Raw genomic sequence first — 23255 nt, forward strand, 5'->3', positions numbered from 1 at the left:
GGGGGCAGGTGCGTCCCTGTCAGCGGACCTCACCATGGAAGGCGCGGGCCTCCAGGGCCTCCACCACCTGCGGCGCGCGGGGGTCGCCCGCCTTGGCCGCCCGGCGAGCCCACTGCAGCGCCGTTTCCACGCCCGCCGCGCCGTCATGGGCGGCGATCAGCTCGGCCAGGGTGCTCATGGCTTCACCGCTGCCGGCAGCCGTGGCCCTTTCCAACCAAGCCCTGGCCTCCGCCACGGCGGCGTCCCGTTGCGCCCCATGCGCTTGGCCCCCATGCCCCTGGGCCAGGAGCATGCGCGCCAGATTGACCTGCCCCGGCACGTGCCCCTGTTCCGCCGCCCGGCGCGTCCAGACCAGGGCGGCGGCATCGTCTTGCGGCAAGCCAGCCCCGGTGGCATAGGCGCGCCCCACCCGGAACTGGGCCGACGCGCTGCCCTTCTCCGCCGCCTGGCCGTACAGGATCATGGCCTGGGCCTCATCCTTTTCCAGGCCATAGCCGTGATAGTGCAGGACACCCAGGTTGTAGAGGGCGTCGGCATGGCCGGCGTCAGCCGCCATGCGGAAATACTGGGCGGACTTGGCATAGTCCTGGGGAACGCCCTCGCCCCCCAGGTGACAGATGCCCATACGGAACTGGGCCGGAACGAAGCCGCTATCGGCCGCCTTGGTGAACCATCGCACCGCTTCGAACACATCCTTGGGCAAGCCACGCCCGCCGGCGTAGGCCAGCCCCAACGCCATTTGCGCCCCGGCATGGTCGCGGTCGGCCGCCGCCTGGTACCATTGCGCCGCCTCGATATCGCTGGGAACGCGCGCCAGCCGCCCGGCGTGCAGGTCCCCCAGCAGCGCCATGGCCTCGACATCGCCCTTCACGGCGGCGCGACGCAGCCAAGTCTCCGCCGCCGCGCCATCCTGGGCAACGTTCTGGCCCCGCATGTACATGACGCCCAGCGACCGCTGGGCCCCCGCCACCTGCAGGTCCGCCGCCTGTTTCAGGGTGGCCACGCCACGGTCCAAGTCCTGGGGCGTGCCTTCGCCCAGCATATAGGCCATGGCCAGGTAATAGATCGCGGTGGGATTGCCGACGGCCGCCGCCTCTTCATACAGGCGTACGGCGGCGGCCGCGTCCGGTTCCCCCAGATCGCCGCTGGAGAGGATCATGGCTAGGCCCACCTTGGCCGCGTGGCTGCCGGCGTCCGCGGCGCGGCGGTACCACTCGGCGGCTTGCACCGGGTCGCCTTCCGGCCCGCTGCGCCGTGACAGCAGCCAGCCCAGCAGCACCTGGGCCTCGACATGGCCCTGGATTGCCGCCTTCTCCGACCACAGGCGCGCCTGCGTGATGTCCATTGGCAGATGGAAGGTGCTGCCGGTGTCGCCATCCGCCGGTGCGCGGCCAATACCGTTGGCGTAGAGGGCGGCAAGGCGCGCCTGAGCATCGGCATCGCCCGCCCCCGCGGCAGCCGTGATCCAACGGACCGCCGCCGCCGGGTCCGGCAGGACGCCGCGTCCCTGCATCAGCGCATCCGCCAGCCCGCGCATCCCCTCGATTGAGCCCGCCCGGGCCGCAGCCGCCAACGCCCGCGCCGCGGCGACATCATCGCCGCGGGCGGCCAGGCGACGGGCCATGGCTAGAGACCAATCAGCGGATGACCGGCCGATCCGCCACGTCGCCACCCGGTCTATCAGCGTCGAAAAGCCGACCATGACCCGCCGCGTGCCGCAGTAGTGATCCCCCAGATGCCGTTCAAACGGATGCCGATCAAGGCTCGCGCATCCCCTCGGACGCCTGACGCAGCACTGTCTCCATCAGGTACATCAGGATAGTGCGGCGCCCTACCATGATGTCGGCGCTGAGCGGCATACCCGGCACCAGGTGCACGCCGTCCTTGCCGACATTGTGAAGCTTGACCTCAGTGATCTCGATCCGCCCCCGGAAGAATCGCCGCGTGGTCGGCTGGCCGTTATCCTGGCGGGTGAAGCTGTCGTCGCTGACGCTGCGCAGGATGCCCTTGGCCGTGCCATGCTCGATGAAGCGATAGGCGTCCAGCTTGATCTCGACCTTGTCGCCCAGCTTGACGTGGCCCTGGTCGGCACCGTCCAGGTCGACCTCCGCCTCCAGGGGCGCATTGGCCGGCACCAGGGTCACCAGCATATCGCCGGTCTTGGCGACGGAACCTACGGAAATGTCACCCACGGACAGGATGGAGCCGTCCTCTATGGCGCGCATCTCGACCAAATCGTTGCGGCGTTCCGCCTTGGACAGGTCGTCCCTGGCCTTCTGCAGGTCCGTCCGCTTGCTGGACAGATCCTGGGCCAGATCCGCCTGCCACTGATGCAAGAAGGACTCCCGCTCCGACCGCAGGGCTTCCAGGTCGTGCGACGCCGAGCGCGCCTGCTGTTCGGCGCTGGCCAGGTTGCGCATCATCTCGGTGCGGCTGTCCTGCGCCAGCAGGGTGTTCAAACGGCTGCCGTATTCCTTCTTTTCCAGCTTGGCGCGCATGTCCTCGATCTCCGAGGTCACCGCCACGCGGGATTTGAAGTACTCCATGTCCCGCTGGCTGCGCACCATGGTGGACTGGGCTGATTCGATCTTCTGGTCGTAGTTCGCGAGCTTGGCCTTGTACTCCGCCTGGCGCGACCGCCAGACGGACAGCTGCAACGCCGCCTGCGTCGTCGGCTCCGCCCCGGGGTCGTAGACCGCCTTGGCCTGCTCCGCCTCCAGGCGGGCGACCTCGGCCGCCAGCGACGCCACCTGGTCGCGCAGCTGCGAAGCGTCGGCGGACGCGAAGGTCGGGTCCAGCGTCACCAGCAGGTCGCCCTTCTTCACCTCCTGCCCCGGCCGCACCATGATGGACCGGACGACGGAGGTGTCTAGCGGCTGCACCACGATGCTGGGGGTGCGCGACACCACCTTGCCGGGGGCCGTCACCACCTCATCCAGCTTCACCACGGAAACCAGGATCAGGGCGACGGCCACCATGGCCGACAGGGTGTACAGCGTGCTGCGCACCGGCTTGGGATACGGGGCCCCCACGACCGCAGCGATTTCCGACTGGAAGTCGTTGATCGCCTGGGCGACGACGGCGTCACTCCCGCGGGGCGTCGGGACCAGAGAGCGCGCGCTCATTGGGAACTCCGGAAGATTGATGGCGATTCTGCTGGAACCAAAGGTGACGATAGATATCGCACCGCTGGAGCAATTCTTCATGGGTGCCGACGTCGTAGACCCGTCCGCGCTCCATCACCACGATCATATCGCAATCCACCAGCGAGGTCAGGCGATGGGAAATGACCACCATCGTCCGGCCTTCGGAGATGCGCTGCAGGTTGCTGTTGATGATGGCTTCGCTGTCCGGGTCCAGGGCGCTGGTCGCCTCGTCCAGGATCAGGATGGGCGGATCGACCAGCAGGGCACGGGCGATGGCGATGCGCTGGCGCTGGCCACCGGAGATATTGGTCGACCCCTCGGCCAGGAAGGTGTCGTAGCCGCGCGGCAGGCGCTCGATGAACTCCTCGGCGCCGGCCATGCGGGCGGCCTCGATGATCTCTTCGAACGAGGCGTCGGCCCGGGCAGCGCCGATGTTCTCACGCACGCTGCCGCTGAACAGGAAGTTGTCCTGCAGCACGACGCCCAGGTTGGAGCGCAGGTGGCTGATGTCCATCTGGCGCAGATCGACACCGTCGATCTTGATCAGGCCGTCGTAGTCCTGGTGCAGGCCCTGCAGCAGGCGGGTCACGGTGGTCTTGCCCGAACCGCTGCGCCCCATCACGCCGACCACACTGCCCCGCGGGATGTCGACGGTGACCCGGTCCAGCGCCTTGTTCTGGGCGCCGGGGTAGCGGAAGCTGACATCCTCGAAGCTGATGTGCCCATGGAATCGCGGGCGCAGGCCATGATCCGACCGCAGATCTTCCGGCGGGATGTTGACGATGGAAGCGACTTGGCTGATGGCGCCGCGCACCTCCTGAAGCTGCTGCAGCATGCCGGCGATCTGGACCAGCGGCTGGGTGGCGCGGCTGGCCAGCATGGTGAACGCCACCAGCGACCCGGCCAGTGCCGACTGGTCAGAAGATAGCGCCATATAGCAGCCCAGCAGCAGCGTGCCGGAATAGGTCAGCTTCTCCAGCGGCTGCAGGATGGTCTGGGGCTGGTTGGCGATCAGCGCCAGGTTGCGGTGGGCCTTCACCGCCTGGGCGCCCCGCATGTCCCACCCGCGCCGCTTGCTGCCTTCCAGCGCCAGCGACTTGATCGTCCGCATGCCATGGATGCTTTCGATCATGAAGGAGTTCTTGCGGGTCTCCGCCTCCACCACCTTGCCGTGATAACGGCCGATCACCGGCATGTACAGCAGGACGACCAGGAACATGACACACGCAATGCCCAGCACCCACAAGCTGAGGATCGCGTTCATGAAGAACATGGCGGGAATGATGACGATCAGGGTCATCGTGTCCAGCGCGGTGCCGAACAGCTGGCCTGTCAGGAAATTACGCACACGCCAGATTTCGTTCAGGCGGTGATTGATGAGGCCCGTGGACAGGCCTTCGAATACCTCGATGGGCAAGCCGAGCAGACGGTCATAGACGAAAGCGGTCAAGCGGCCGTCGATGCGGGCGGTGCCCTCCGCCACCAGGTAGCGGCGCAGCCACCCGAAGGCGGTGTCGAAAACGATCACGAACCCCACGCCGACGGCCAGGACCACCAGGGTGGACATGCGCTGGTGCACCAGGACGCGGTCGACCACGACCATGTAGACCAGCGGCGGCACCAGGGAGAAAAAGCTCATGATCAGCGCGGCCAAGCCCACGTCGCGGAAGATGCGGCGTTCCCGCAGCACCTCCCCCATCAGCCAACCCAGCCCGAACAGGCCCCGCTCCTCCGCCTCGGTGTTCTTCGGCTTCAGCAGGACGACGTCGCCGGCCCAGATCTCATCCAGCGCGATCTCGTCCAGAGGACGGGTCTGGTTGGCCTGACCTGGCTCGCGAACATAGATGATGGGCGGGGAAACGCTGGGCGACACGCCGGTCAGCACCAGGGCGGTCCCGTCCTTCAGGCACAGGATGGCGGGGACAGCCCGGCCCAGGCGCATCAGCTGCCGCCAGTTCATGCGGACGGCCCGGGCCTCGAAGCCCTTCTCATCGGCGGCATGCACCAGGACTGCGCGCTTAACCTCGCCCTCCCCCTCGGCATAGGTCCGGACCAGTTGCTCTCGCGAGAGATGGACGCCGTGGTGCTGCGCCACAAGCAGCAATGCGGTGAGCATCGTGTGATCCACGATGGCCCCGTTCATGGTCGATGAATCTGCGCTCACGTCATCCGCCGTACAGAACCCCAATGTGCCGGCCTGTTCCCCTTTCGGGCAGGGGCCGGTCCCCCTTTGCGCGCGACCTTAGCGCACTCATAAAAGAAACGGCAAATTCTACATATGCCTGTCCCGGATTTTCTGCCCGGTTAATGTGTCATTTAAATGAAACGACGAATTAAGTCCCTGCCGGCGCGGGACATCCGAACCGCGCCAGGGCTTGGCGCCAGGCGGGTACAGCCTGAGTGCGGGCGTCGAATCGCGCCCTCACCGTCTCCCTCGCCCTTTGCCGCAGGGGCGCCAGGGCCGGCCCGCGATCCAGCGCCTCTACCACCCGGCTGGCCAGCATGCCCGTGTCGAAGAACGGGAACAGCAGCCCGTTCACCCCATCCCGCACCACCTCCGCGACCGGCGGCGTGTCGGAGGCGACCAGCAAGACGCCACAGGCCATGGCCTCCAGCATCGACCAGGACAACACGAAGGGATAGGTGAGATAGACGTGCGCGCTGGACAAGCGCATCAGGTCCAAAAATCGACCGTGGTCAACCGGCCCCAGGAAATGCACGCGGCTCGATTCCAGCGCCGGCCCCACCTCCGCCATCAGGTGCTCGCGCCAAGTCCCCCCGCCCGCGGGTGGCGGACCATAGCTGACGCCATCCCCCCCGGCCACCACCACCCGTGCCCGGGGCCGCCGCCTCAGGATTTCCGGCAGCGCGCGCATGAAGACGTGGAAGCCCCGGTAAGGTTCCAGGTCCCGCGCCACGTAGGTCACCACCTCGTCCCCCTGGGTGATGACCGTGCCGTCGGGCAGGGCAAAAGCCGGCACCGGTCCGGGACAGGCCAGGTCGGTGTCTATCCCCTCATGCATGACCTGCAGACGGTCGCGGAAGGCGGCCGGATGAAGCGAGCGCTGCCATTCGGTCGGGCAGACGCCCAAGTCCGCAGCCTCCAGCCCCAGCAGGTTGACGACGTTCAGCGTGCGCACACGGGCCAGATCGTCCAGGGTAACGGGGAAAAGCGGGTCGAAACCCACGTCCGCTCCCCGACTGTGATAGTAAAACTCGAAGTAACCAACAAGTGGAACGTCCGGCCACAAGTCTTTCAGATAAAGCGTATCGCCGAAACCGCAATGGCCGATGATCAAATCGGGACGATATCCTTGCTGCGCCATCCCCACGGCATCCCGCAGCGCGCACTGCCCGCGGATGACATGGTCGGCGGCACTCACCAGATAAGGGTGGGTGCCGGCAGCCACGGCGGGCATGTCCCTGTAAAGCTGCGGGGTCAGGCCCGGCAGCCGCCACTCCTCCCGCTGTCCCAGACCGCGTACCTCGACCCGCGGATCGGCCAGCAATGACAAGGCCAGGGGGCGAAATTGGCCGGGAAAGTCCTTATGCAACAGCAAAACCCGAAACATGCCAGCGCGCTTCCCCATCATCCCGGACCGCCGGCAGCCCCCGGGCGCCGGCCCGTCGCGTATTCTCGTGGATGGTCGCCGGGCTTGTCCACGGCGATTGGGTCCACGCCTGTCCGCCGCAGACGGGCGCTGGACAAATCCGCCGGCCCTCGGGCACAACCGGACGGACAGCCCCTGCCACGCCATAAGGCGAGGGGACGCATTGCAGAACGGAAGCATTTCGCATGGACATCCGCTGGCCCTCCGCCGACGCCCCGACCATCGCGGCCCCCTGCCCGGTCTGTGGCGACGCCGGCCCCCATGCGCCAACCCTGACCGTTCCCTGGGGGGGGCCTCACGATCCGGATTGGGTGTTGCTGTCCTGCCGGCGATGCACCGTCCGCTTCTCCACGGACCGGACGGTGGGCGACTACAGTCACGACACCGGCGTCTTCATCGCCGCCACGGACCTGTACCTGGAAATGGGCGCGGGCTTGGACGTAATGCTGGAGCCCATGGGCTGGCTGAAGCCGGGTGAGGGCCGCCTGCTGGACATCGGCGCCAACATCGGTTTCATCAGCGATTATGTCGAGGTGGCGCTGGGTTGGAAAGCCAAGGGCTACGACCCATCCCGCGCGTCGGAGCTGGGCCGCCAGTGGCTGGGCCTGGACATCGTCCCGGACTATTTCACCGAAGATACCCCCCTGCCCGTCACCTATGATGTGGTGGCCGCCTTTGAATTGCTGGAGCATGTCCCGAACCCGGTCCCCCTGCTGAAAACACTCAGCCGGGGCCTGAACGACACGGGCATCCTGGTCCTGACCACGCCGGACGGCGGGGTGCTGAAGCCGGAAACGCCGGCCTCCATGATGTGGCCCATCATCAGCCCCGGCTCGCACATGACCCTGTTCACCGCGGTCTCGATGGAAACGGCGCTGCGCGCGGCGGGCTTCACCCACATCAGCGTGACGCCCGTCGCCGGCATCCTGCGCGTCCACGCCTCGCGCGTGCCGTTGCCCGCGGGCGTGAGGAACGGCTGCGACCGCGCCCTGCTGCGCGAATACCTGCGCCGGCGCCTGACGCCTGAGCGCCTGCCCAACTATGACCGGCTGGAGAACGGCTTCCGCTATCGCCTATTCAAGGAACTGGTCAACTTCGGCTTCCCCGAAGAGGCCCAGGAGGTATTCAAGCAGATGGTGGCGCAGGTCCGCGCCCGCTTCGGCATCGACCTGGATGATCCGGAAAGCCTGGTGGTGCCGCCCAATCCGGTGGACCTTGAGGAATTCACCCGGCGTGAGCCCGGCAACCTGATGACCTCGCTGCATTTCAAGTCCATCCTGGTCAACAACGCCGACAATGACGCCGCCCGGTCGGCCTGTTACGCCGCCGCGGCCGTCTTGGCGGGCGTGACGCTGCGCCGGGTACTGCAGCGCCTCAGCATGGATAATGGCGAGGCCGGCACCGCCATCCCGGCCGCCCTGCGCCTGGCCCTGCAAAACCTGGCAGTGCAGGGCGCGGACATCCGGCCCCTGCTGACCCTGGTGGAAGCGACGGATTCCACCACCGGCTTCATGCTGACCCCCACGGACCGGGACGCCCTGCGCGGCGACCTGAAGGCCACCCTGGCCACCCTGGGCATGCGGCAAGCGGAGACCCTGGACCAGCCGGTCGAAGTGTTGCCGGGCGACGATTGCGTCACCCGCCTGATCAACCTGGCCCGCCCCGCCGCCTACCAGGCCGCGCGGCAGGCGGCCATCGACACCATTGGCAGCAATCGTAAACCGGCCAAAGTCCTGGCCCTGCTGGACCAGGCGGTGAGCGACCCGCTGCTGCGCGACTGGCCGGACACCGTCACCTTGTGCGCCAAGGTGGCCCTGATCCGCCTGGTGCGGCTGCGGGCTCATCGCCTGGCCGCCCGCGTCTACGAGCGCTGGGGCGACCCGTCCTGGCACGAGGACGCGCCCGTGGCCGCCGCCCTGGCCCTGATGGCGGAGTCCCGCTATCCGTTACCCATCCGGCTGTACCGCCGGCTGCGGCAGCGGCTGGCCGCCTGACGTCAGAAGGGCGGCCACAACTCCGCAGGGCGGCCAATGAACCAGCGCCGGCCGGCCAGGATAAACCCGTCAAGGATGCGGTGGGCAATGCTCCGCCGCGTGGGGACCCGGTGCATCGCCGGCCTCCTTCTGGAATAAGGGATGGTTATGGGAACCCGGCTGGCCCGAGGCGCGCCCCAGGCCAGCCCTAGAGCGGAACGCGATCAGGTGGAGTCACCTGATCGCGTTCCGCTCTATCATGCACAGGTTAAGAGCAAGCCGCGATGATGGCTGATCGCAGCTTGCCCTAGCCCGCTTAGAAGCCGGATAGCACCAGCTTGCCCCGGGCCGTGCCGCTTTCGACCACGGCATGGGCCCGGCGCAGGTTGGCGGCGCTGATCACCCCCAAATCCTGGGTCATTGTCGTGCGCAGCACGCCCGCATCCACCAGGCGCGAGACCTCGTGCAGCAGCTCATGCTGGGCGATCATGTCCGGCGTCTGGAACATGGAGCGGGTGTACATGAACTCCCAATGCAGGGAGATGCTCTTGCGCTTCAGCAGGGTGATGTCCAGCGGCTGGGCCGGATCGTCGATCAGCGCCAGCTTGCCCTGCGGCGCCATCAGGGCGGCGATGGCGGGGAAGTGCTGCTCCGTCGCCGTCAGGCTCATGACATGGGTGGCGCCGCCGACCGCGATGGCCCGCACTTGGGGTTCCAGCGGTTGGCGATGGTCGATGACGTGATGGGCGCCCATGGCCAAGCTCCAGTCCCGCGTTTCGGGACGCGAGGCCGTGGCGATGACCGTCAGACCGGTCAGCCGCCGTGCCAATTGGGTGGCGATGGAGCCGACGCCGCCGGCACCGCCCACGATCAGCAGCACGCCGGCCGTGCCGTCATTCCCGGCGCCGGCCGGCAACCGCGCCACGCCCATCCGGTCGAACAGCATTTCCCAGGCCGTGATGCTGGTCAGCGGCAGGGCCGCAGCCTCCGCCGCCGTCAGGCTGGTGGGCTTTGGGCCTACGAGGCGTTCATCGACCAGATGGAATTCGGCGTTGGTGCCGGGGCGTTCCAGCGCGCCGGCGTAGAACACGGCGTCGCCAACCTTGAACAGCGTCGCCTCCGGCCCGATTGCGACCACCGTGCCCACGGCGTCCCAACCCAGGATGCGCGCGGCGCCGTCCACCGGGGCGGCGTTGCGTCGAACCTTGGTATCCACGGGGTTGACCGAGATGGCGTCCACCCGCACCAGCAGGTCCCGGCCGGTAGCCACGGGGATGGGAAGCTCCAGATCCACCAGACTGTCGGCCTGGTCGATGGCTTGGTTCTGATAGTAACCGACGGCTTTCATGATGAGGCACCTTGTTGACCAAGGGGTTGAGGGCGAATGCCACCATCAGCGGCGGCGTGCACTCCCCCAAAATTCCCTATTCCGTTCTGATCATCAATTGACAGGATCAAAGACACGCTATTCAATTATGAATAGCTATCGATGGGAAAAGCCGATGGATTGGGACGACCTGCGTTATTTCCTGGCCATCGCCCGGCACGGCACCCTGTCAGGCGCCGCCCGCCAATTGGGCGTCAGCCAGCCCACGGTGGGACGGCGGCTGGAGGCGTTGGAGACCCGGCTGGGCACCCGCCTGTTCCAGCGCACGCCGACCGGCTACGTCCCGACCGAAGCGGGCACAGGCCTGGTGGCCGGGGCGGAGCGCATGGAGACCGAGGCGCTGGCGGCGGAACGGGCCGCCACCGGCCTGGACGTGGGGCTGGAGGGCGCGGTGCGCGCCACGTCGCCGGAATGGGTGGGACAGTGGCTGCTGGGCCCCCATCTGGCGCGTTTCCACGGCGCCCACCCCGGCATCACTGTGGAGCTGGTGACCGACGCCCGGCTGTACAGCCTGACCCGGCGGGAGGCGGACGTCGCCTTCCGCTTCCACCGCTTCGACCAGAATGAGATCGCGCAGCGCCGGGTGGCCACGGTGGGCTTCGGTCTTTATGCGGCGCCGGCGTATCTCGCGCGGCACGGCACACCGGATTTCACCAGCGGGGCCGCCGGCCACAGCCTGATCCTGATGAACGAAAGCTTCGGCGGCTTGGGTGATCTGCCCTGGCTGTTGGCCCTGGCGCATGACGCGCGGCACGCCCTTAGGACCAACAGCCGCGACCTGCAGGCCGTAGCCTGCGCTGGCGGCGCGGGGCTGGCCGCCCTGCCCCATGTCATGGCCCAGGCACGTGGATTGGTGGCCGTGGACACGCCGACCCCGGCCCCGCCGCGCGAAATCTGGGCCGGCGTGCATCGTGATGCCCAGCGCACGCCCCGTATCCGCGCATTTCTCGACCACATGGCGCAGGCGATGTCCCGCTAGGCTTCAACCGTCCTGGCCCGCCGGGCCCAGATTGGCCGCCAAGCCGGCGCGCAGTTCATCCACCTGGGCCTTCAGCGCCTTCAGGCCGTCCAGGTTGAGCCCGGTGGCGCACAGGATGGCCTCCTGCACCGTACCCAGGTGATCCTGCAATGCGCGGCCAGCCCCGGTCAGGGTGACGCGCACCAGGCGCTCGTTCTGTGGGTCGCGCTGACGGCTGACAAGGCCCGCCGCCTCCAGCCGCTTCAGCAAGGGCGTCAAGGTGCCGGAATCCAAATCCATCTGTTCGCCGATCGCCTTCACCGTCAGCCCGTCTCCGGACCACAGCACCAGCATCACCAGGTACTGCGGATAGGTCAGGCCCAGCCGGTCCAGCAGCGGCTTATAGGTGCGGTTGAACAGATGGGCGGCGGAATAGATGCTGAAGCACAGCTGGTTGCTCAGCAAGGCGACCTTGTCCGATGGGCCCTTGCCGGCCCCGGCCGCGCCCATACCTTGGTGCGTGGTGTCCTGATGGTCTTGGGCCATGATGACGCCCTCACTTGTCCAGTGGCCCCAGGGAAATGGGGGCCAGTCCACGGCAGGCTAGCATCCCGTCACGAATTGCGCGCAATCGATTTGCGCATAGTGACTATGCCAACTAACAAATTGTGCGCAATTCGTTATCGCGCAATTCTTACCTCACCGGCGCCGATGACCCAGCCGAAGCCCGGCGGGACCGGCCCCAAAAGTTAATCCAACCAGTTGAAACCACGGAGATGATCATGCCCATCCTCTACACCACTTCCGCTACCGCCACCGGTGGCCGTGAGGGCCAGGCCAAGTCCGTCGACGGCATCCTGGACGTCAAGCTGACCACGCCTAAGGAACTGGGCGGCGCCGGCGGCAATGGCACCAATCCGGAGCAGCTGTTCGCCGCGGGTTATTCCGCCTGCTTCCTGGGTGCTCTGAAGTTCGTGGCCGGCAAGGCCAAGGTGAAGGTGCCGGAGAATGCCACCGTCAGCGCCCAGGTGGGCATCGGCCCGCGTGAGGATGGTACCGGCTTCGGCCTGGACGTCGCCCTGACCATCACGCTGCCGGGCATCGACGCCGAAACCGCCAACAGCCTGGTCCAGCAGGCCCACATCGTGTGCCCCTACTCCCACGCCACCCGCGGTAACCTGGACGTTCGCCTGAACGTCGCCTAAGGGGGATCTCAAGGCGCCGGCCCCCTCCCGGCGCCTTGAAGAAAAGGCCGGCGTCGCCCGATCGCGATGCCGGCCTTTTCCATTTCATCAACCCGTTGCGTCCCTATTCGTACGCGATGTCGCAGGATAGGCCAGGCTGGCGTGCCGCCTCGATGGCGCGATGGACCAGGGCCAGGGCCTCGAAGGCCGGCCCCGGCCCGAAGGCCAGAGGGGCCCGGCCGGCCAGAGCGTCCGCCACGTTGCGGTAAAAGTCCTGGTAGCGGCCGGCCTCAAGCGCCACCTCTTCCCGCACCACCGCGCCGGCGCGCTCGGTATGCAGCAGGGCGGGTGTAGCCACCACGGCCCAACCGGCATCGCCCGGCTTCAGGCCGGCGGCCATTTGCGCCTCTTGGACGTCGCCCTTGGGAATGACCAGGGACCCCTTGTCGCCATGGGCCACCAGCACCGGCCCCGGCTCGCGCACATAGGTGCTGGACCGCAGGATGACCCGGTGGTCGGCATAGCGGAAGCGAACGTCGAAATAATCGGTCGCCCCCTCCGCCCGGCGCAGTGAGCGCATCTCCGCCGCCACCGACAGGGGGCGGCCGAACTGGCGCAGCATGCCGTCCACCAGATGGACGCCCAGGTCGAACCAGGTGCCGGCACCCGGCTGCTCATCCTCCTTCCAGGCCTTGTGCGTCACGTGAGCGCGGTAGCGGTCGTAGTGCCATTCCACCTCCACCAGCCGGCCCAGGTCGCCGGCGGCCAGGTGACGGCCCAGGGTCAGGTATTCGGCGTCCAGGCGCTTGTTGTGGAACACGGCCAGCAGGCGGCCCGCCGCCTTGGCCTGGGCCATCAGTTGGCGCCCCTCTTCCAGGGTGATGGTCATGGGTTTTTCCAGCACCACATGCTTGCCCGCCGCAAGCGCCGCCTGGGCCATGGGGAAATGCAGGGCGTTGGGGGTGTTGACCACCACCAGCTCAACGACCGGGTCGTCCAGGATGGCCTGGAAGTCCGCCACCACGCAGGCCCCGGCCGGCTCTGTCCCATCGGCGCCGGAGCGTCGCAGGATGGCGCGCAGCGCCAGGGCTGGCTCCGCCAGAATAAGGGGGGCATGGAACACCCGGCCGGACAGGCCGTAGGCGCACAGGGCGGTGCCAATCATCGTCTACGCTCCTCCTTAAGGGCGGAAACATTACATTAACCAGCGATTTACAGTATCCAACGCCATAAGATCAAACAAAATTGCCTATTAATGAATTAACATCGCAACCTAACCCATAATTTCCAATCAAAATTCTCAAATTTGGTGGCGCGCAAGCACGATGACCCTATATGACTTTTCCGAGAAGGCACCGCACGTATCGATACTGGACTGACGGCGATCAATTAGCGCCTTCATCGAATGCCTATTCTGAAGCCATATTTCCGAATTCCTGTTCCGAAGTCCTAATTTTGTATTCACCCAATCCCAAAGGACGCGTGATGAGCTTTGCCGGGATCCCCGCCACCGCGCCCACCCCCACCGCGCCCACCCAAGGCGACAAAGCCAGGCTGTGGTCCATCCTTGTTCATTTGCTCTATTTGGTCGGGGCGTTTCCGCTGGGCTTGGTCATGGCCTACATCAAGCGGCCGGACTTCGCGGGCACCATTTACGAAGGCCACATGACCTTCGCCATCCGCACCTTCTGGATCTGCGCGCTATTCACCCTTTGCGCCCTGGCACTACGGGTGGTTGGCATGGAATTCATCACCCTGTTTATCGGCAGCATCTGGGCCGTCGTCCGGGTGGTGGTGGCCCTGACCCGTGCCATTGACGCCAAGCCCATCCTGAACCCCCAAGGCTGGGTGATATAAACGACGAATAGCCGCCAGCCCGGCCGTGGCAACGCATGCCGACGGGTGGCGCGCGGACCGTATCCGGTCACGGCCCCGGTGATCGCCGACGGCGGTAACGCTTTATATACTGTTCCCAGGCAATAACGCATTCAAAGCATGGTGCCCCACCGGCACGATGGTATAGTCCTTAATGTTTTTCTGGCAAACCATCGGTCGCAGCCAGGTGGTTTCGCCAAGAATATGAGGCGCTGGGGGGTGGGTCTCGGCGCCTGCCGTCCGTGTCGCCACGGGGAACACTTGGCCACGCGGAATACTTGGGGGCATGTCTATGCGGGTGGTTTTCCCCGGTTTATGCTTCAGCACCGATGATCAAGGCATCGCTTTCAGCCACAACCCGTGGCTGGTGCTGCTGTCATACTTGACCGCCGTCTTCGCCTCCTTCGTCGCCCTGAACATGGCGGAACGCATGACCGGTTCGACCGGCCGTTCCCGCCTAGCTTGGCAGTTGGGCGCCGCCAGTGCGCTTGGCGGCGGCATCTGGGCCATGCATTTCATCGGCATGCTGGCCTTCCAGGTGGCCTTGCCCGTCGCGTGGGAGCCCACGCTGACCCTGGCGTCACTGCTGACCGCCATCGTTTTCGTCGCCTTGGGCCTGGAAGCGGTGCGCCACGGCCGCAACAGCGTCACCCGTTTCACGCTGGCCGGCACGGTGGTGGGTCTGGGCATCGCCGCCATGCATTACACCGGCATGGCCGCGATGGAGGTGCCGGGCCGGATCGCCTATCGCCCGGGCCTGTTCGCCCTGTCCGTCCTGGTCGCCATGGCCGCCGCCACGGTGGCCCTGATGCTTTCCGTCAGCCTGAAGCACGGCTGGCACCGCGCGCTGGCCGCCCTGATCATGGGTGTCGCCATCTGCGGCATGCACTACACCGGCATGACGGCCACGGTGCTGACCTTGGACCCTCTGGCCCCCGCCCCGGCGGACGTGGATCGCGGGCCGCTGGCCATCATTGTCGCCGGCGCCACCTATGGCCTGCTGATGCTGGCACTGGTGACCGCGTTCGCCGATCGCCGTCTGAACGCCGCCGCCGAGCGTGAGGCCCAGCGCCTGAAGGCGGCCAACCGCGCCTTGGAGGCTGAGGTGGAGGAGCGCCGGCGGGCGGAGGAGGAACTGCTGCGCGTGCGCGAGGGGTTGGAGGAAGCGGTGGCGGAGCGTACACGCGACCTGGCCGCCGCCCGCAGCCGGGCCGAGGCCGCCAACCAGGCCAAGTCCGAGTTCCTGGCCAGCATGAGCCATGAACTGCGCACGCCGCTGAACGCCGTCCTCGGCTTCGCCCAACTGATGGAATACAACAAGGCGCGCGAGCCGATGACGCCCAAGCAGGAACGGGGCGTTCAGCAGATCGTCAAGAACGGCAACCACCTGCTGCGTCTGATCGATGAGGTGCTGGACCTGGCCCGCATCGAGGCCGGGCAACTGACGCTGTCGCTGGAACCGGTGGATCCCCGCCTGGTGGTGGAGGATGTGCTGAACGCCTTGCAGCCGGTGGCGGAAAAGGCGCGGGTGGCCATCGCCGCCGTTTTGCCCGAAGCGGCCCCGCCCGTCCTGGCCGACCGCACCCGTCTGATCCAGGTTGTCAGCAACCTGCTGTCCAACGCCGTGAAGTATAACCGCCCCGGCGGCACCGTGCGCATCACTTTGGGCGCGGCCTCCACGCCAGGCCGGCTGTCGCTGTCGGTGCAGGACACGGGCGAGGGCATCGCGCCGGACAAGCTGGGCGACCTGTTCCAGCCCTTCAACCGCCTGGGCCAGGAATACAGCGACATTCCGGGCACGGGCATCGGCCTGACCATCACCCGCCGGCTGCTGTCGGCCATGGACGGCACGATCGAAGTGGCCAGCGTGCTGGGTGAGGGCAGCACCTTCACCGTCAGCCTGCCGGTAGCCCTGAACGTGATCCCCGAACCGCGGGCGCCCGGTGCCGAAAACAATCCGCTGGCGCAGACCCGGCCCCGCACCATGCTGTATGTCGAGGACAACCCGTCCAACATCCAGCTGATGCGCGACCTGATGGACACCGTGCCGGACACCAAGCTGCTGATCGCCGCCGACCCGGTGACGGGCCTGGATCTGGCCATGGGCCATCAGCCCGACGTCATCGTGCTGGACATCAACCTGCCGGGTATGAGCGGCTTCGACGTGTTGGCCCGGCTGCAGGACCGGGAGGAGACCCGCGACATTCCCGTCCTGGCCCTGAGCGCCAACGCCCTGCCCCGCGAAATTGAGAAAGGCCTGCGCGCCGGATTCCGCCGGTACCTGACCAAGCCTTTGAACGTGCAGGAGTTCATGGAGGCCTTGGCCGACGCGATGGAGCCGGTCGATGCCGTTTGACGCCACCGACCTGGTCAAGAACGCCCGCATCCTGGTGGTGGACGACCTCGCCGCCAATGTAGAACTGATGGAGGGCGTGCTGGCCGCGGCCGGCTATACCAACATCACGGGCACCTGCAACCCGCGTGAGGGCCTGGCGCTGTACGGTTCCCTGGCGCCGGACCTCATCCTGCTGGACTTCCGCATGCCCGGCATGGATGGTCCCGCCTTCATCCGCGCCGCCCATGCGCTGAGTCCGGGCCAGCGCCCGCCCATTTTGGTGGTGACGGCGCAAGGCGATGAGCAGACCCGCCGCACGGCGCTGGAAGCCGGCGCCCGGGACTTCATTTCCAAGCCCTTCGCCTTATGGGAGATGCTGGCCCGCGTGCAGAACCTGCTGGAACTGCAGATGCTGCTGCGGGACAAGGAAGCCCAGGCCAGCCGCCTTGAGGCGGCCGTGGCCCAGCGCACGCGCGACCTGGAGCACACCCACCTGGAGGTGGTGCGGCGCCTGTGCGCCGTGGGAGAGTTCCGCGATGACGAGACCGGCCGCCACGTCAACCGCATCGGCGCCCTCTCCGGTCGCATCGCCCGCCTGGCGGGCTGGCTGGAGCCGGACGCCGAATTGCTGGCCAGCGCCGCCCCCCTGCACGATATCGGCAAGGTCGCCATTCCCGACGCCATCCTGCTGAAGCCCGGAAAGCTGAGTGATCCGGAATGGCAGGTGATGAAGACCCACGCCGACGCCGGCGCCGGCATCCTGAGAGGCAGCAAGATTCCCGTCCTGGATCTGGCGGCCGAAATCGCGGTCTCCCATCATGAAAAGTGGGACGGCAGCGGTTATCCTCAGGGCCTGGCGGGCGAGGCCATTCCGCTGTCCGGCCGCATCGTCGCCGTGGCCGACGTGTTCGACGCCCTGCTGTCCCGCCGTCCCTATAAAGAGCCTTGGACGGCGGGCCAGGTCTCGGACCACCTGCGTGCCCAGTCCGGCCGCCACTTCGACCCGGTACTGGTCGATCTGGTCCTGTCCAACCTGGACGAGTTGCTGGCGCTGCGGGTGGAGGTCGGGGTGTGACGCCCCCGCCGGCGCGGCACCGTCCGCACCATTTGCCGGGGCCGCGCCGTTGGCGGGCCAGAGCCGGCCATGCTCAGCGATCCAGCGGCATGGCTTGATCGAGAACGTCGGAGCGTGACAGCCGGGTGGCATGGCCCGGGAAATCCACCCACGGGCCGATCAGGTCGCCCGTCATGAAGGTGCAGCCCGCTTCTTCCGCCACCTGTTCCATCTCCGGCGTGTCGATGCCGTCGACCAGGATATGGAGCCCGCGACGGCGGGCCTCCGCCCCCGCGAGATAGAGATCCTGGATCAGCCGGCCGCGCGGGATGGAGCCGCCAAGGGAGACGTTCACCCCCTTCACGCCCGCAGCGGCGAAGGTGGCTTGGGCCTGGGATGACACGTCCGCGCAAATCGTCACGCCCCGGCCCATGGGCCGCAGGGCACTGACCAGCTCCGTCAGCCGGCCCACCGGCACACCATCCGGCACGCCCATCAGCTGGTAGGTGATGAAGGGTCGCAGATGGGCAGGGACATGGCTGGCCAGATCCAGATAGGCGCGGCGGCGGCCGGTTCCCGCCAGCGTCTCGAAATGCACCGGCAGGGCCAGATAATAGCGGAAGCGGTTATCGTACAGCTCCAGATAGGCATCCACCGCCTGCCGCAGGGTCTCACGATCCAGATCCAGGATTTCCTGCAATCCGTTGGCGGTGCCGACGGAGGCGACACCGCCGGCCGGCGGTGTCAGCGTGTCATAGCCATAAACATGATGGCGCCCCCCCACCCGCTGGCGGCGGGGACTGGCGATGTAAAGGCTGAGCGCCTGGCCCCGCACGTCCCACACGGGGCGGTACACCACCTCCAGCGGGCCCAGTACCGGGCGCAAATGGGCCCAGGGGTCATCATCGCCGCCCTTGGTCGCGGCGACGGCGGCGGCGGCCACGGCCTGTCCCCGCCCAACCTCGGCCAGCGCGGCCGCGGCCTGGGCCTGCGACAAGGGGGCCTGCGAAAAGGGGGCCTGCGACAAGGGGGCCTGCAACAACGAAGACTGCGAAGGGGGAGATTGCGAAAGAAGGGCTTGCGACGATGGCTGAGGCGCCGGGGAGCGGCCCGAGGACGGCGGCTGTTCCGGCGTTTCGGCGGCGCCGCCGGCCGGCGCCAACGGCGCTGTTTGTTGGACGTGCGCCACCATCCTGGCCAGCAGGTCAGCCAGCCGCTCGGGCTTCAGCACCAGGTCGCCCGAGGCCTCGCGCGCGGCCGTGCGCACGACAATGCTGGCAAGGTCCGGCTCGCCCAACAGCAGGCGCTGCAGCTCCTGCATCACCTTGGCGCACACAAGGCCGGCCTGGATGGGGTTCAGCCGGGCGAAGACGACCACGTAGGTCTCGGTGCCGTAGCCGTAAAAGACGTCATCCGCCGTCAGGTTCTGACGCAACAGCTTCTCGATCATGCCGTGCACCCGGGCCTGTACCCCATTCCAGCGCGGCCCCAGCCTTTCCTTCAGGCTTTCCAGGCCGACGAACTGGACACAGCCGGCGGCGGCGGCCTTGCGCGGCCCCAGCACGGCCTTGAGACGCTGACGGAAGACAACCTCCTCCGGGCCCAAGCCGCCGGCGTCCAGATCAAGGGCGGCGTCGGGATTGGGAACCATCATGCCACGCCCGGCGCCAGGCGCCGGCTCTTCCGAAAACCAGGCGATGATGCGGCTCAACAATCCCGGCATGGCAACTGCCCCCATGCTGTCCCGATCCAATCTCGCCACCTTAGAAGGCGCGTGGTTAAGAAAAGGCTAAGACCGCCCGATGGGCATACGCATAATGGTGGGACCGCCCATAACTTCAATCCGAGGTCGATCCCGTGGCTTCACCCATAACGCCCGGGCGGCCGCCCGGGTTTGCACTGTCCAAAGAAAAAGGCCGATCCCGACGGGACCGGCCTTCTTCAAGTCGCGCACCTCGGGCCGAAACCCCCTTCCGGATTCAGGTGAATTCCTGGAAGAAGTCGTTGCCCTTGTCATCGATGACGATGAAGGCGGGGAAGTCCTCCACCTCGATGCGCCAGATGGCTTCCATGCCCAGATCTTCGAAGGCGATGCATTCCACCTTCTTGATGCAGTCCTGGGCCAGGCGCGCGGCGGCACCGCCGATGCTGCCCAGATAGAAGCCGCCGTGCTTCTTGCAGGCATCGCGCACCGCCGGGCTGCGGTTGCCCTTGGCCAGCATGACGAAGGAACCGCCCGCCGCCTGGAACTGGTCAACGAAGCTATCCATGCGGCCGGCCGTGGTGGGCCCGAAGGAGCCGGAGGCATAGCCCGTCGGCGTCTTGGCCGGGCCGGCGTAATAGATGGGGTGGTTCTTGAAATAGTCGGGCAACGGCTGTCCCGCCTCCAGGCCGGCGCGCAGGCGGGCGTGGGCGCTGTCACGGGCCACGATCAGGGGGCCGGTCAGGGAGACGCGGGTGCGGATGGGGTACCGCGACAGGGTCTCACGGATTTCCGACATGGGGCGGTTGAGGTCGATCTTCACCACCTCGCCCGCCAATTGGCTGTCGTCGATCTCCGGCAGGAAGCGGGCGGGATCGTGCTCCAGCTCCTCCAGGAAGATGCCGTCGCGGGTGATCTTGGCCAGCGCCTGGCGGTCGGCCGAGCAGGAGACGCCGATGCCGATGGGCAGCGAGGCGCCGTGGCGCGGCAGGCGGATGACCCGCACGTCGTGGCAGAAGTACTTGCCGCCGAACTGCGCGCCGATGCCCATGGTCTGGCTCAGCTTGTGGACGGCGGCCTCCATCTCCAGGTCGCGGAAGGCGTGGCCGCTTTCCGAGCCCTGGGTGGGCAGGCCGTCGTAATAGCGGGCCGAGGCCAGCTTCACCGTCTTCAGGTTCATTTCGGCGCTGGTGCCGCCGATGACGATGGCCAGGTGGTAGGGCGGGCAGGCCGAGGTGCCCAGCGACTTGATCTTCTCTTCCAGGAAGGGCAGCAGCCGGTCGGGCGCCAGCACCGACGGCGTGGCCTGGAACAGGAAGGTCTTGTTGGCCGAGCCGCCGCCCTTGGCCATGAACAGGAACTTATAGGCGTCGTCACCCTCGGCGTAGATGTCCACCTGCGCCGGCAGGTTGGTGCGGGTGTTCTTTTCCTCGTACATCGACAGCGGCGCCACCTGGCTGTAGCGCAGGTTGCGCTTGGCGTAGGCGTCCAGCACGCCGCTGCCGAGCGCGGTCTCGTCACCGCCCTTGGTCCAGACGCGGCGGCCCTTCTTGCCCATGATGATGGCCGTGCCGGTGTCCTGGCACATGGGCAGGATGCCGGAGGCGGCGATGGAGGCGTTCTTCAGCAGGTCCAGCGCCACGAAGCGGTCGTTGGGCGACGCCTCGGCATCATCCAGGATGGCGCGCAGCTGGGCCAGGTGGCCGGGGCGCAGCAGGTGGTTGATGTCGATGAAGGCCTGTTCGGCCAGCAGGCGCAGGCCCTCGGGCTCGACCTTCAGGACCTCTTCCCCGTCGAAGGTCGTGGTCGACACGTAGTCGCTGGTCAGCTTGCGGTAGCTGGTGGCGTCCTTGGCCACGGGGAACAGCGTGAACTCCCGGCTTTCACCGCCGACGTCTGGCATTGGGGCTCTCCCGATAATCCGGCCCGGCCGGTGCGTTCCGGCGGGCCCTGGTCACGGGCGGCTCCCGTGGCCGGCGGGGACCTTACGCCACCCGTCCGCCCCTGTCATCTGCGCCGCGCGCAACACCTCCCCCTTATGTTGACACCCCAACCAGCGTGCGCGGCTTCGCCGCACCCGGAACCTTCCCGCCCCCCTCCGGCGTTATTGCCCCGTCCATAGAGGAGGAAGAGGCATGAGCCGCAGCGTCGCCGACATCATCGTGGAAACCCTGTTCGACGCCGGCGCCCGGCGTTGCTATGGCGTGCCGGGTGACACCCTGAACCACGTCACCGACGCCATCCGCCGCAGCGAGATGCGCTGGGTCCATGTACGCCATGAAGAGGCGGGCGCCATGGCAGCCGGGGCCGACGCCCTGCTGACGGGCGAACTGGCGTTGTGCGCGGGATCCTGCGGACCGGGCGGCCTGCACTTCATCAACGGCCTGTATGAAAGCCATCGCAACCGCGCCCCCGTGGTGCTGATCGCCAGCCAGATCACGCGGGATGAGCTGGGCTTCGACTTCCCCCAGGAGGTCGACTTCAAGGCGGTGTACAAGGCCGCCAGCGTCTTTTGCGAGGAGATCCGCACCCCCACGCAGGCGCGGCGCATGACCGCCATGGCGGCCCAGGCGGCGCTGACCAAGCGCGGGGTGGCCGTGCTGATCGTGCCTGTGGATGTCTCCAGCGCCGACGCGCCGGAGGAGCCCGCCTTCACCGCCCATCGCACACGGCCGGTCGTGCGTCCCAGCGAGGGCGAGCTGGACCGCATGGCCGAGCTTCTGAACGCCGGCGGCAAGATCGCCATCTATGGCGGAGCGGGATGCGAAAATGCCCATGACCAGGTCGTTGCGATAGCGGAACGATTGCAGGCGCCGGTGGCGCGCACCTCCCGCGCCAAGGACTTCCTGGAGCCGGCCAACCCCTATGACGTGGGCATGACCGGCATCTTCGGCACGGCCGGCGGCTATCAGGCGCTGATGGACTGCGACACGCTGCTGCTGCTGGGCTGCGACTTCGCCTGGCGGCAGTACTATCCGCAGAAGGCCACCATCATCCAGGTGGACATCGACGGCGCCCACCTGGGCCGTCGCCACCCCGTGGATCTGGGCGTGGTGGGCGATGTCGCGCCGACACTGGAGGCGCTGCTGCCTCGCCTGACCCCGCGTGAGGACCGCACCTTCCTGAACGCGGCGCTGGACCATGCCGCCAAGGCCGAGGCCAAGCTGGAGAAGCGCGCCGTGGCCGGCGAGGGCGACACCATTCACCCGCAATACCTGACGGAGACGGTGGCGCGCCACGCCGCAGCCGACGCCGTATTCACCGCCGACGGCGGGTCGCCCATGGTGTGGTGCCTACACCATGTGCCGGCCACGGGCCAAAACCGCACCGTCGTCAGCCTCAGCCATGGCACCATGGCCAACGCCATGCCCCAGGCCCTGGGCGCCCAGGCCGCCTTCCCCGGCCGGCAGGTCATCTCCCTCTCCGGCGACGGCGGCCTGGCCATGCTGATGGGCGACCTGCTGACCACGGTGCAGGAAAACCTGCCCATCAAGGTGGTGGTCTACAACAACGGCTCGCTGGGCTTCGTGGAACTGGAACAGAAGGTGGAAGGCCTGCTGGATACCTATACCGACCTGAAGAATCCCGATTTCGCCCGGGTGGCGGAGGCCATTGGCCTTTGGGGGCGCCGCGTGGAACGGCCACAGGATCTGGACAACGCCGTGCGCGACTGGCTGTCCACCCCCGGCCCGGCCCTTCTGGATGTGAAGGTCGACCGCTATGAGCTGGTGATGCCGCCCAAGGTGGAAATGGCCCAGGTGGTGGGCACCGCCCTCTATTCCGCCAAGGGCATCCTGGCCGGTCGGGGCGGGGAGGTGCTGGAATTGCTGGAGGGGGCGGTGCGCCCCTGATCCGGGCGCGCAGCCAAAGGTTGATTGCCACCGGTTGGTCACAGGCCGGCCGGTGGCCGCGCGACTACTATCGCAGGCAGGGAGCCACGCCGTAAAAAAGGCCACCGCCACCAGCCGCGCCACCCCGCGCCCTCTTTGAAAAGCGACCCGATTTCCGACCACGCTGGCTTTGCCAGCGC

At 67.3% G+C, this 23255-nt stretch carries 16 protein-coding genes; 7 read left to right on the forward strand and 9 right to left on the reverse strand.

Features of this window, described 5'->3' with window-relative positions; all coding sequences use genetic code 11:
• Positions 1-19: 19 nt before the first annotated feature.
• The 4 genes from FBZ87_RS30115 to FBZ87_RS19730 form a co-directional block, all read right to left on the reverse strand.
• Positions 20-1624 (reverse strand): tetratricopeptide repeat protein, encoded by a 1605-nt coding sequence (locus tag FBZ87_RS30115; RefSeq protein WP_186454853.1) that lies wholly within the window; start codon positions 1622-1624, stop codon positions 20-22.
• A gap of 133 nt (positions 1625-1757) precedes the next feature.
• A complete protein-coding gene (locus FBZ87_RS19720; RefSeq protein ID WP_246134497.1) occupies positions 1758-3125 on the reverse strand; it encodes an HlyD family type I secretion periplasmic adaptor subunit in 1368 nt (455 codons plus the stop codon).
• A complete protein-coding gene (locus FBZ87_RS19725; RefSeq protein WP_246134498.1) occupies positions 3085-5262 on the reverse strand; it encodes a peptidase domain-containing ABC transporter in 2178 nt (725 codons plus the stop codon). The genes FBZ87_RS19720 and FBZ87_RS19725 overlap by 41 nt, the downstream gene beginning before the upstream one ends.
• A gap of 217 nt (positions 5263-5479) precedes the next feature.
• On the reverse strand, positions 5480-6718 hold the full coding sequence (locus FBZ87_RS19730) for a glycosyltransferase (protein ID WP_145612302.1): 1239 nt from the start codon (positions 6716-6718) through the stop codon (positions 5480-5482).
• Between the two features lie 224 nt (positions 6719-6942).
• Here FBZ87_RS19730 and FBZ87_RS19735 point away from each other — a divergent pair, with 224 nt between their 5' ends.
• On the forward strand, positions 6943-8751 hold the full coding sequence (locus FBZ87_RS19735) for a class I SAM-dependent methyltransferase (protein WP_145612303.1): 1809 nt from the start codon (positions 6943-6945) through the stop codon (positions 8749-8751).
• Between the two features lie 295 nt (positions 8752-9046).
• Here the strand turns inward: FBZ87_RS19735 and FBZ87_RS19740 are convergent, their stop codons facing one another.
• Entirely contained in the window at positions 9047-10078 is a 1032-nt protein-coding gene (locus FBZ87_RS19740; RefSeq protein WP_145612304.1) for a zinc-binding alcohol dehydrogenase family protein, read from the reverse strand.
• A gap of 154 nt (positions 10079-10232) precedes the next feature.
• Here FBZ87_RS19740 and FBZ87_RS19745 point away from each other — a divergent pair, with 154 nt between their 5' ends.
• Positions 10233-11096, forward strand: a complete 864-nt coding sequence (locus tag FBZ87_RS19745) for a LysR family transcriptional regulator (RefSeq protein WP_186454854.1) — start codon at positions 10233-10235, stop codon at positions 11094-11096.
• 3 nt (positions 11097-11099) lie between these two features.
• On the opposite strand, the gene FBZ87_RS19750 is transcribed toward FBZ87_RS19745, so the two are convergent.
• Entirely contained in the window at positions 11100-11621 is a 522-nt protein-coding gene (locus FBZ87_RS19750; protein WP_145612306.1) for a MarR family winged helix-turn-helix transcriptional regulator, read from the reverse strand.
• A gap of 236 nt (positions 11622-11857) precedes the next feature.
• On the opposite strand from FBZ87_RS19750, the gene FBZ87_RS19755 reads away from it, so the two are divergent.
• On the forward strand, positions 11858-12280 hold the full coding sequence (locus FBZ87_RS19755) for an organic hydroperoxide resistance protein (protein ID WP_088875190.1): 423 nt from the start codon (positions 11858-11860) through the stop codon (positions 12278-12280).
• A 103-nt stretch (positions 12281-12383) separates the two neighbouring features.
• On the opposite strand, the gene FBZ87_RS19760 is transcribed toward FBZ87_RS19755, so the two are convergent.
• Entirely contained in the window at positions 12384-13424 is a 1041-nt protein-coding gene (locus FBZ87_RS19760) for a Gfo/Idh/MocA family oxidoreductase (protein ID WP_145612307.1), read from the reverse strand.
• Between the two features lie 320 nt (positions 13425-13744).
• Between FBZ87_RS19760 and FBZ87_RS19765 the strand changes: the two genes are divergently transcribed.
• From FBZ87_RS19765 to FBZ87_RS19775, 3 genes are all read left to right on the forward strand, one after another.
• Positions 13745-14116: a DUF4870 family protein gene (locus tag FBZ87_RS19765; protein WP_145612308.1), complete on the forward strand. Its 372-nt coding sequence runs from the start codon at positions 13745-13747 to the stop codon at positions 14114-14116.
• Between the two features lie 310 nt (positions 14117-14426).
• Complete coding sequence (locus FBZ87_RS19770; protein ID WP_186454855.1) at positions 14427-16490, forward strand: hybrid sensor histidine kinase/response regulator; 2064 nt, start codon at positions 14427-14429, stop codon at positions 16488-16490.
• Positions 16480-17544 (forward strand): HD domain-containing phosphohydrolase, encoded by a 1065-nt coding sequence (locus tag FBZ87_RS19775; RefSeq protein WP_145612310.1) that lies wholly within the window; start codon positions 16480-16482, stop codon positions 17542-17544. The genes FBZ87_RS19770 and FBZ87_RS19775 overlap by 11 nt, the downstream gene beginning before the upstream one ends.
• A gap of 73 nt (positions 17545-17617) precedes the next feature.
• Here the strand turns inward: FBZ87_RS19775 and FBZ87_RS19780 are convergent, their stop codons facing one another.
• Together FBZ87_RS19780 and FBZ87_RS19785 are read right to left on the reverse strand one after the other, a co-directional pair.
• Positions 17618-19246: an EAL domain-containing protein gene (locus tag FBZ87_RS19780; protein ID WP_145612311.1), complete on the reverse strand. Its 1629-nt coding sequence runs from the start codon at positions 19244-19246 to the stop codon at positions 17618-17620.
• Positions 19247-19502: 256 nt separating this feature from the next.
• Positions 19503-21128 carry a fumarate hydratase gene (locus tag FBZ87_RS19785; protein ID WP_145612312.1) on the reverse strand — a complete coding sequence of 542 codons (1626 nt, stop codon included), beginning with the start codon at positions 21126-21128 and terminating at the stop codon, positions 19503-19505.
• 232 nt (positions 21129-21360) lie between these two features.
• Here FBZ87_RS19785 and FBZ87_RS19790 point away from each other — a divergent pair, with 232 nt between their 5' ends.
• A complete protein-coding gene (locus FBZ87_RS19790; protein WP_145612313.1) occupies positions 21361-23076 on the forward strand; it encodes a thiamine pyrophosphate-dependent enzyme in 1716 nt (571 codons plus the stop codon).
• Positions 23077-23255: the final 179 nt, after the last annotated feature.

Origin of the sequence: Nitrospirillum amazonense (genome assembly GCF_007828035.1) — a bacterium.
GTDB lineage: Bacteria > Pseudomonadota > Alphaproteobacteria > Azospirillales > Azospirillaceae > Nitrospirillum > Nitrospirillum amazonense.

Bases quoted from the DNA above. Each gene is read 5' to 3' on its own strand.
- FBZ87_RS30115 (WP_186454853.1), bottom strand. From the start codon at position 1,624: ATGGCCCGTCGCCTGGCCGCCCGCGGCGATGATGTCGCCGCGGCGCGG.
- FBZ87_RS19720 (WP_246134497.1), bottom strand. From the start codon at position 3,125: ATGAGCGCGCGCTCTCTGGTCCCGACGCCCCGCGGGAGTGACGCCGTC.
- FBZ87_RS19725 (WP_246134498.1), bottom strand. From the start codon at position 5,262: ATGCTCACCGCATTGCTGCTTGTGGCGCAGCACCACGGCGTCCATCTC.
- FBZ87_RS19730 (WP_145612302.1), bottom strand. From the start codon at position 6,718: ATGTTTCGGGTTTTGCTGTTGCATAAGGACTTTCCCGGCCAATTTCGC.
- FBZ87_RS19735 (WP_145612303.1), top strand. From the start codon at position 6,943: ATGGACATCCGCTGGCCCTCCGCCGACGCCCCGACCATCGCGGCCCCC.
- FBZ87_RS19740 (WP_145612304.1), bottom strand. From the start codon at position 10,078: ATGAAAGCCGTCGGTTACTATCAGAACCAAGCCATCGACCAGGCCGAC.
- FBZ87_RS19745 (WP_186454854.1), top strand. From the start codon at position 10,233: ATGGATTGGGACGACCTGCGTTATTTCCTGGCCATCGCCCGGCACGGC.
- FBZ87_RS19750 (WP_145612306.1), bottom strand. From the start codon at position 11,621: ATGGCCCAAGACCATCAGGACACCACGCACCAAGGTATGGGCGCGGCC.
- FBZ87_RS19755 (WP_088875190.1), top strand. From the start codon at position 11,858: ATGCCCATCCTCTACACCACTTCCGCTACCGCCACCGGTGGCCGTGAG.
- FBZ87_RS19760 (WP_145612307.1), bottom strand. From the start codon at position 13,424: ATGATTGGCACCGCCCTGTGCGCCTACGGCCTGTCCGGCCGGGTGTTC.
- FBZ87_RS19765 (WP_145612308.1), top strand. From the start codon at position 13,745: ATGAGCTTTGCCGGGATCCCCGCCACCGCGCCCACCCCCACCGCGCCC.
- FBZ87_RS19770 (WP_186454855.1), top strand. From the start codon at position 14,427: ATGCGGGTGGTTTTCCCCGGTTTATGCTTCAGCACCGATGATCAAGGC.
- FBZ87_RS19775 (WP_145612310.1), top strand. From the start codon at position 16,480: ATGCCGTTTGACGCCACCGACCTGGTCAAGAACGCCCGCATCCTGGTG.
- FBZ87_RS19780 (WP_145612311.1), bottom strand. From the start codon at position 19,246: ATGCCGGGATTGTTGAGCCGCATCATCGCCTGGTTTTCGGAAGAGCCG.
- FBZ87_RS19785 (WP_145612312.1), bottom strand. From the start codon at position 21,128: ATGCCAGACGTCGGCGGTGAAAGCCGGGAGTTCACGCTGTTCCCCGTG.
- FBZ87_RS19790 (WP_145612313.1), top strand. From the start codon at position 21,361: ATGAGCCGCAGCGTCGCCGACATCATCGTGGAAACCCTGTTCGACGCC.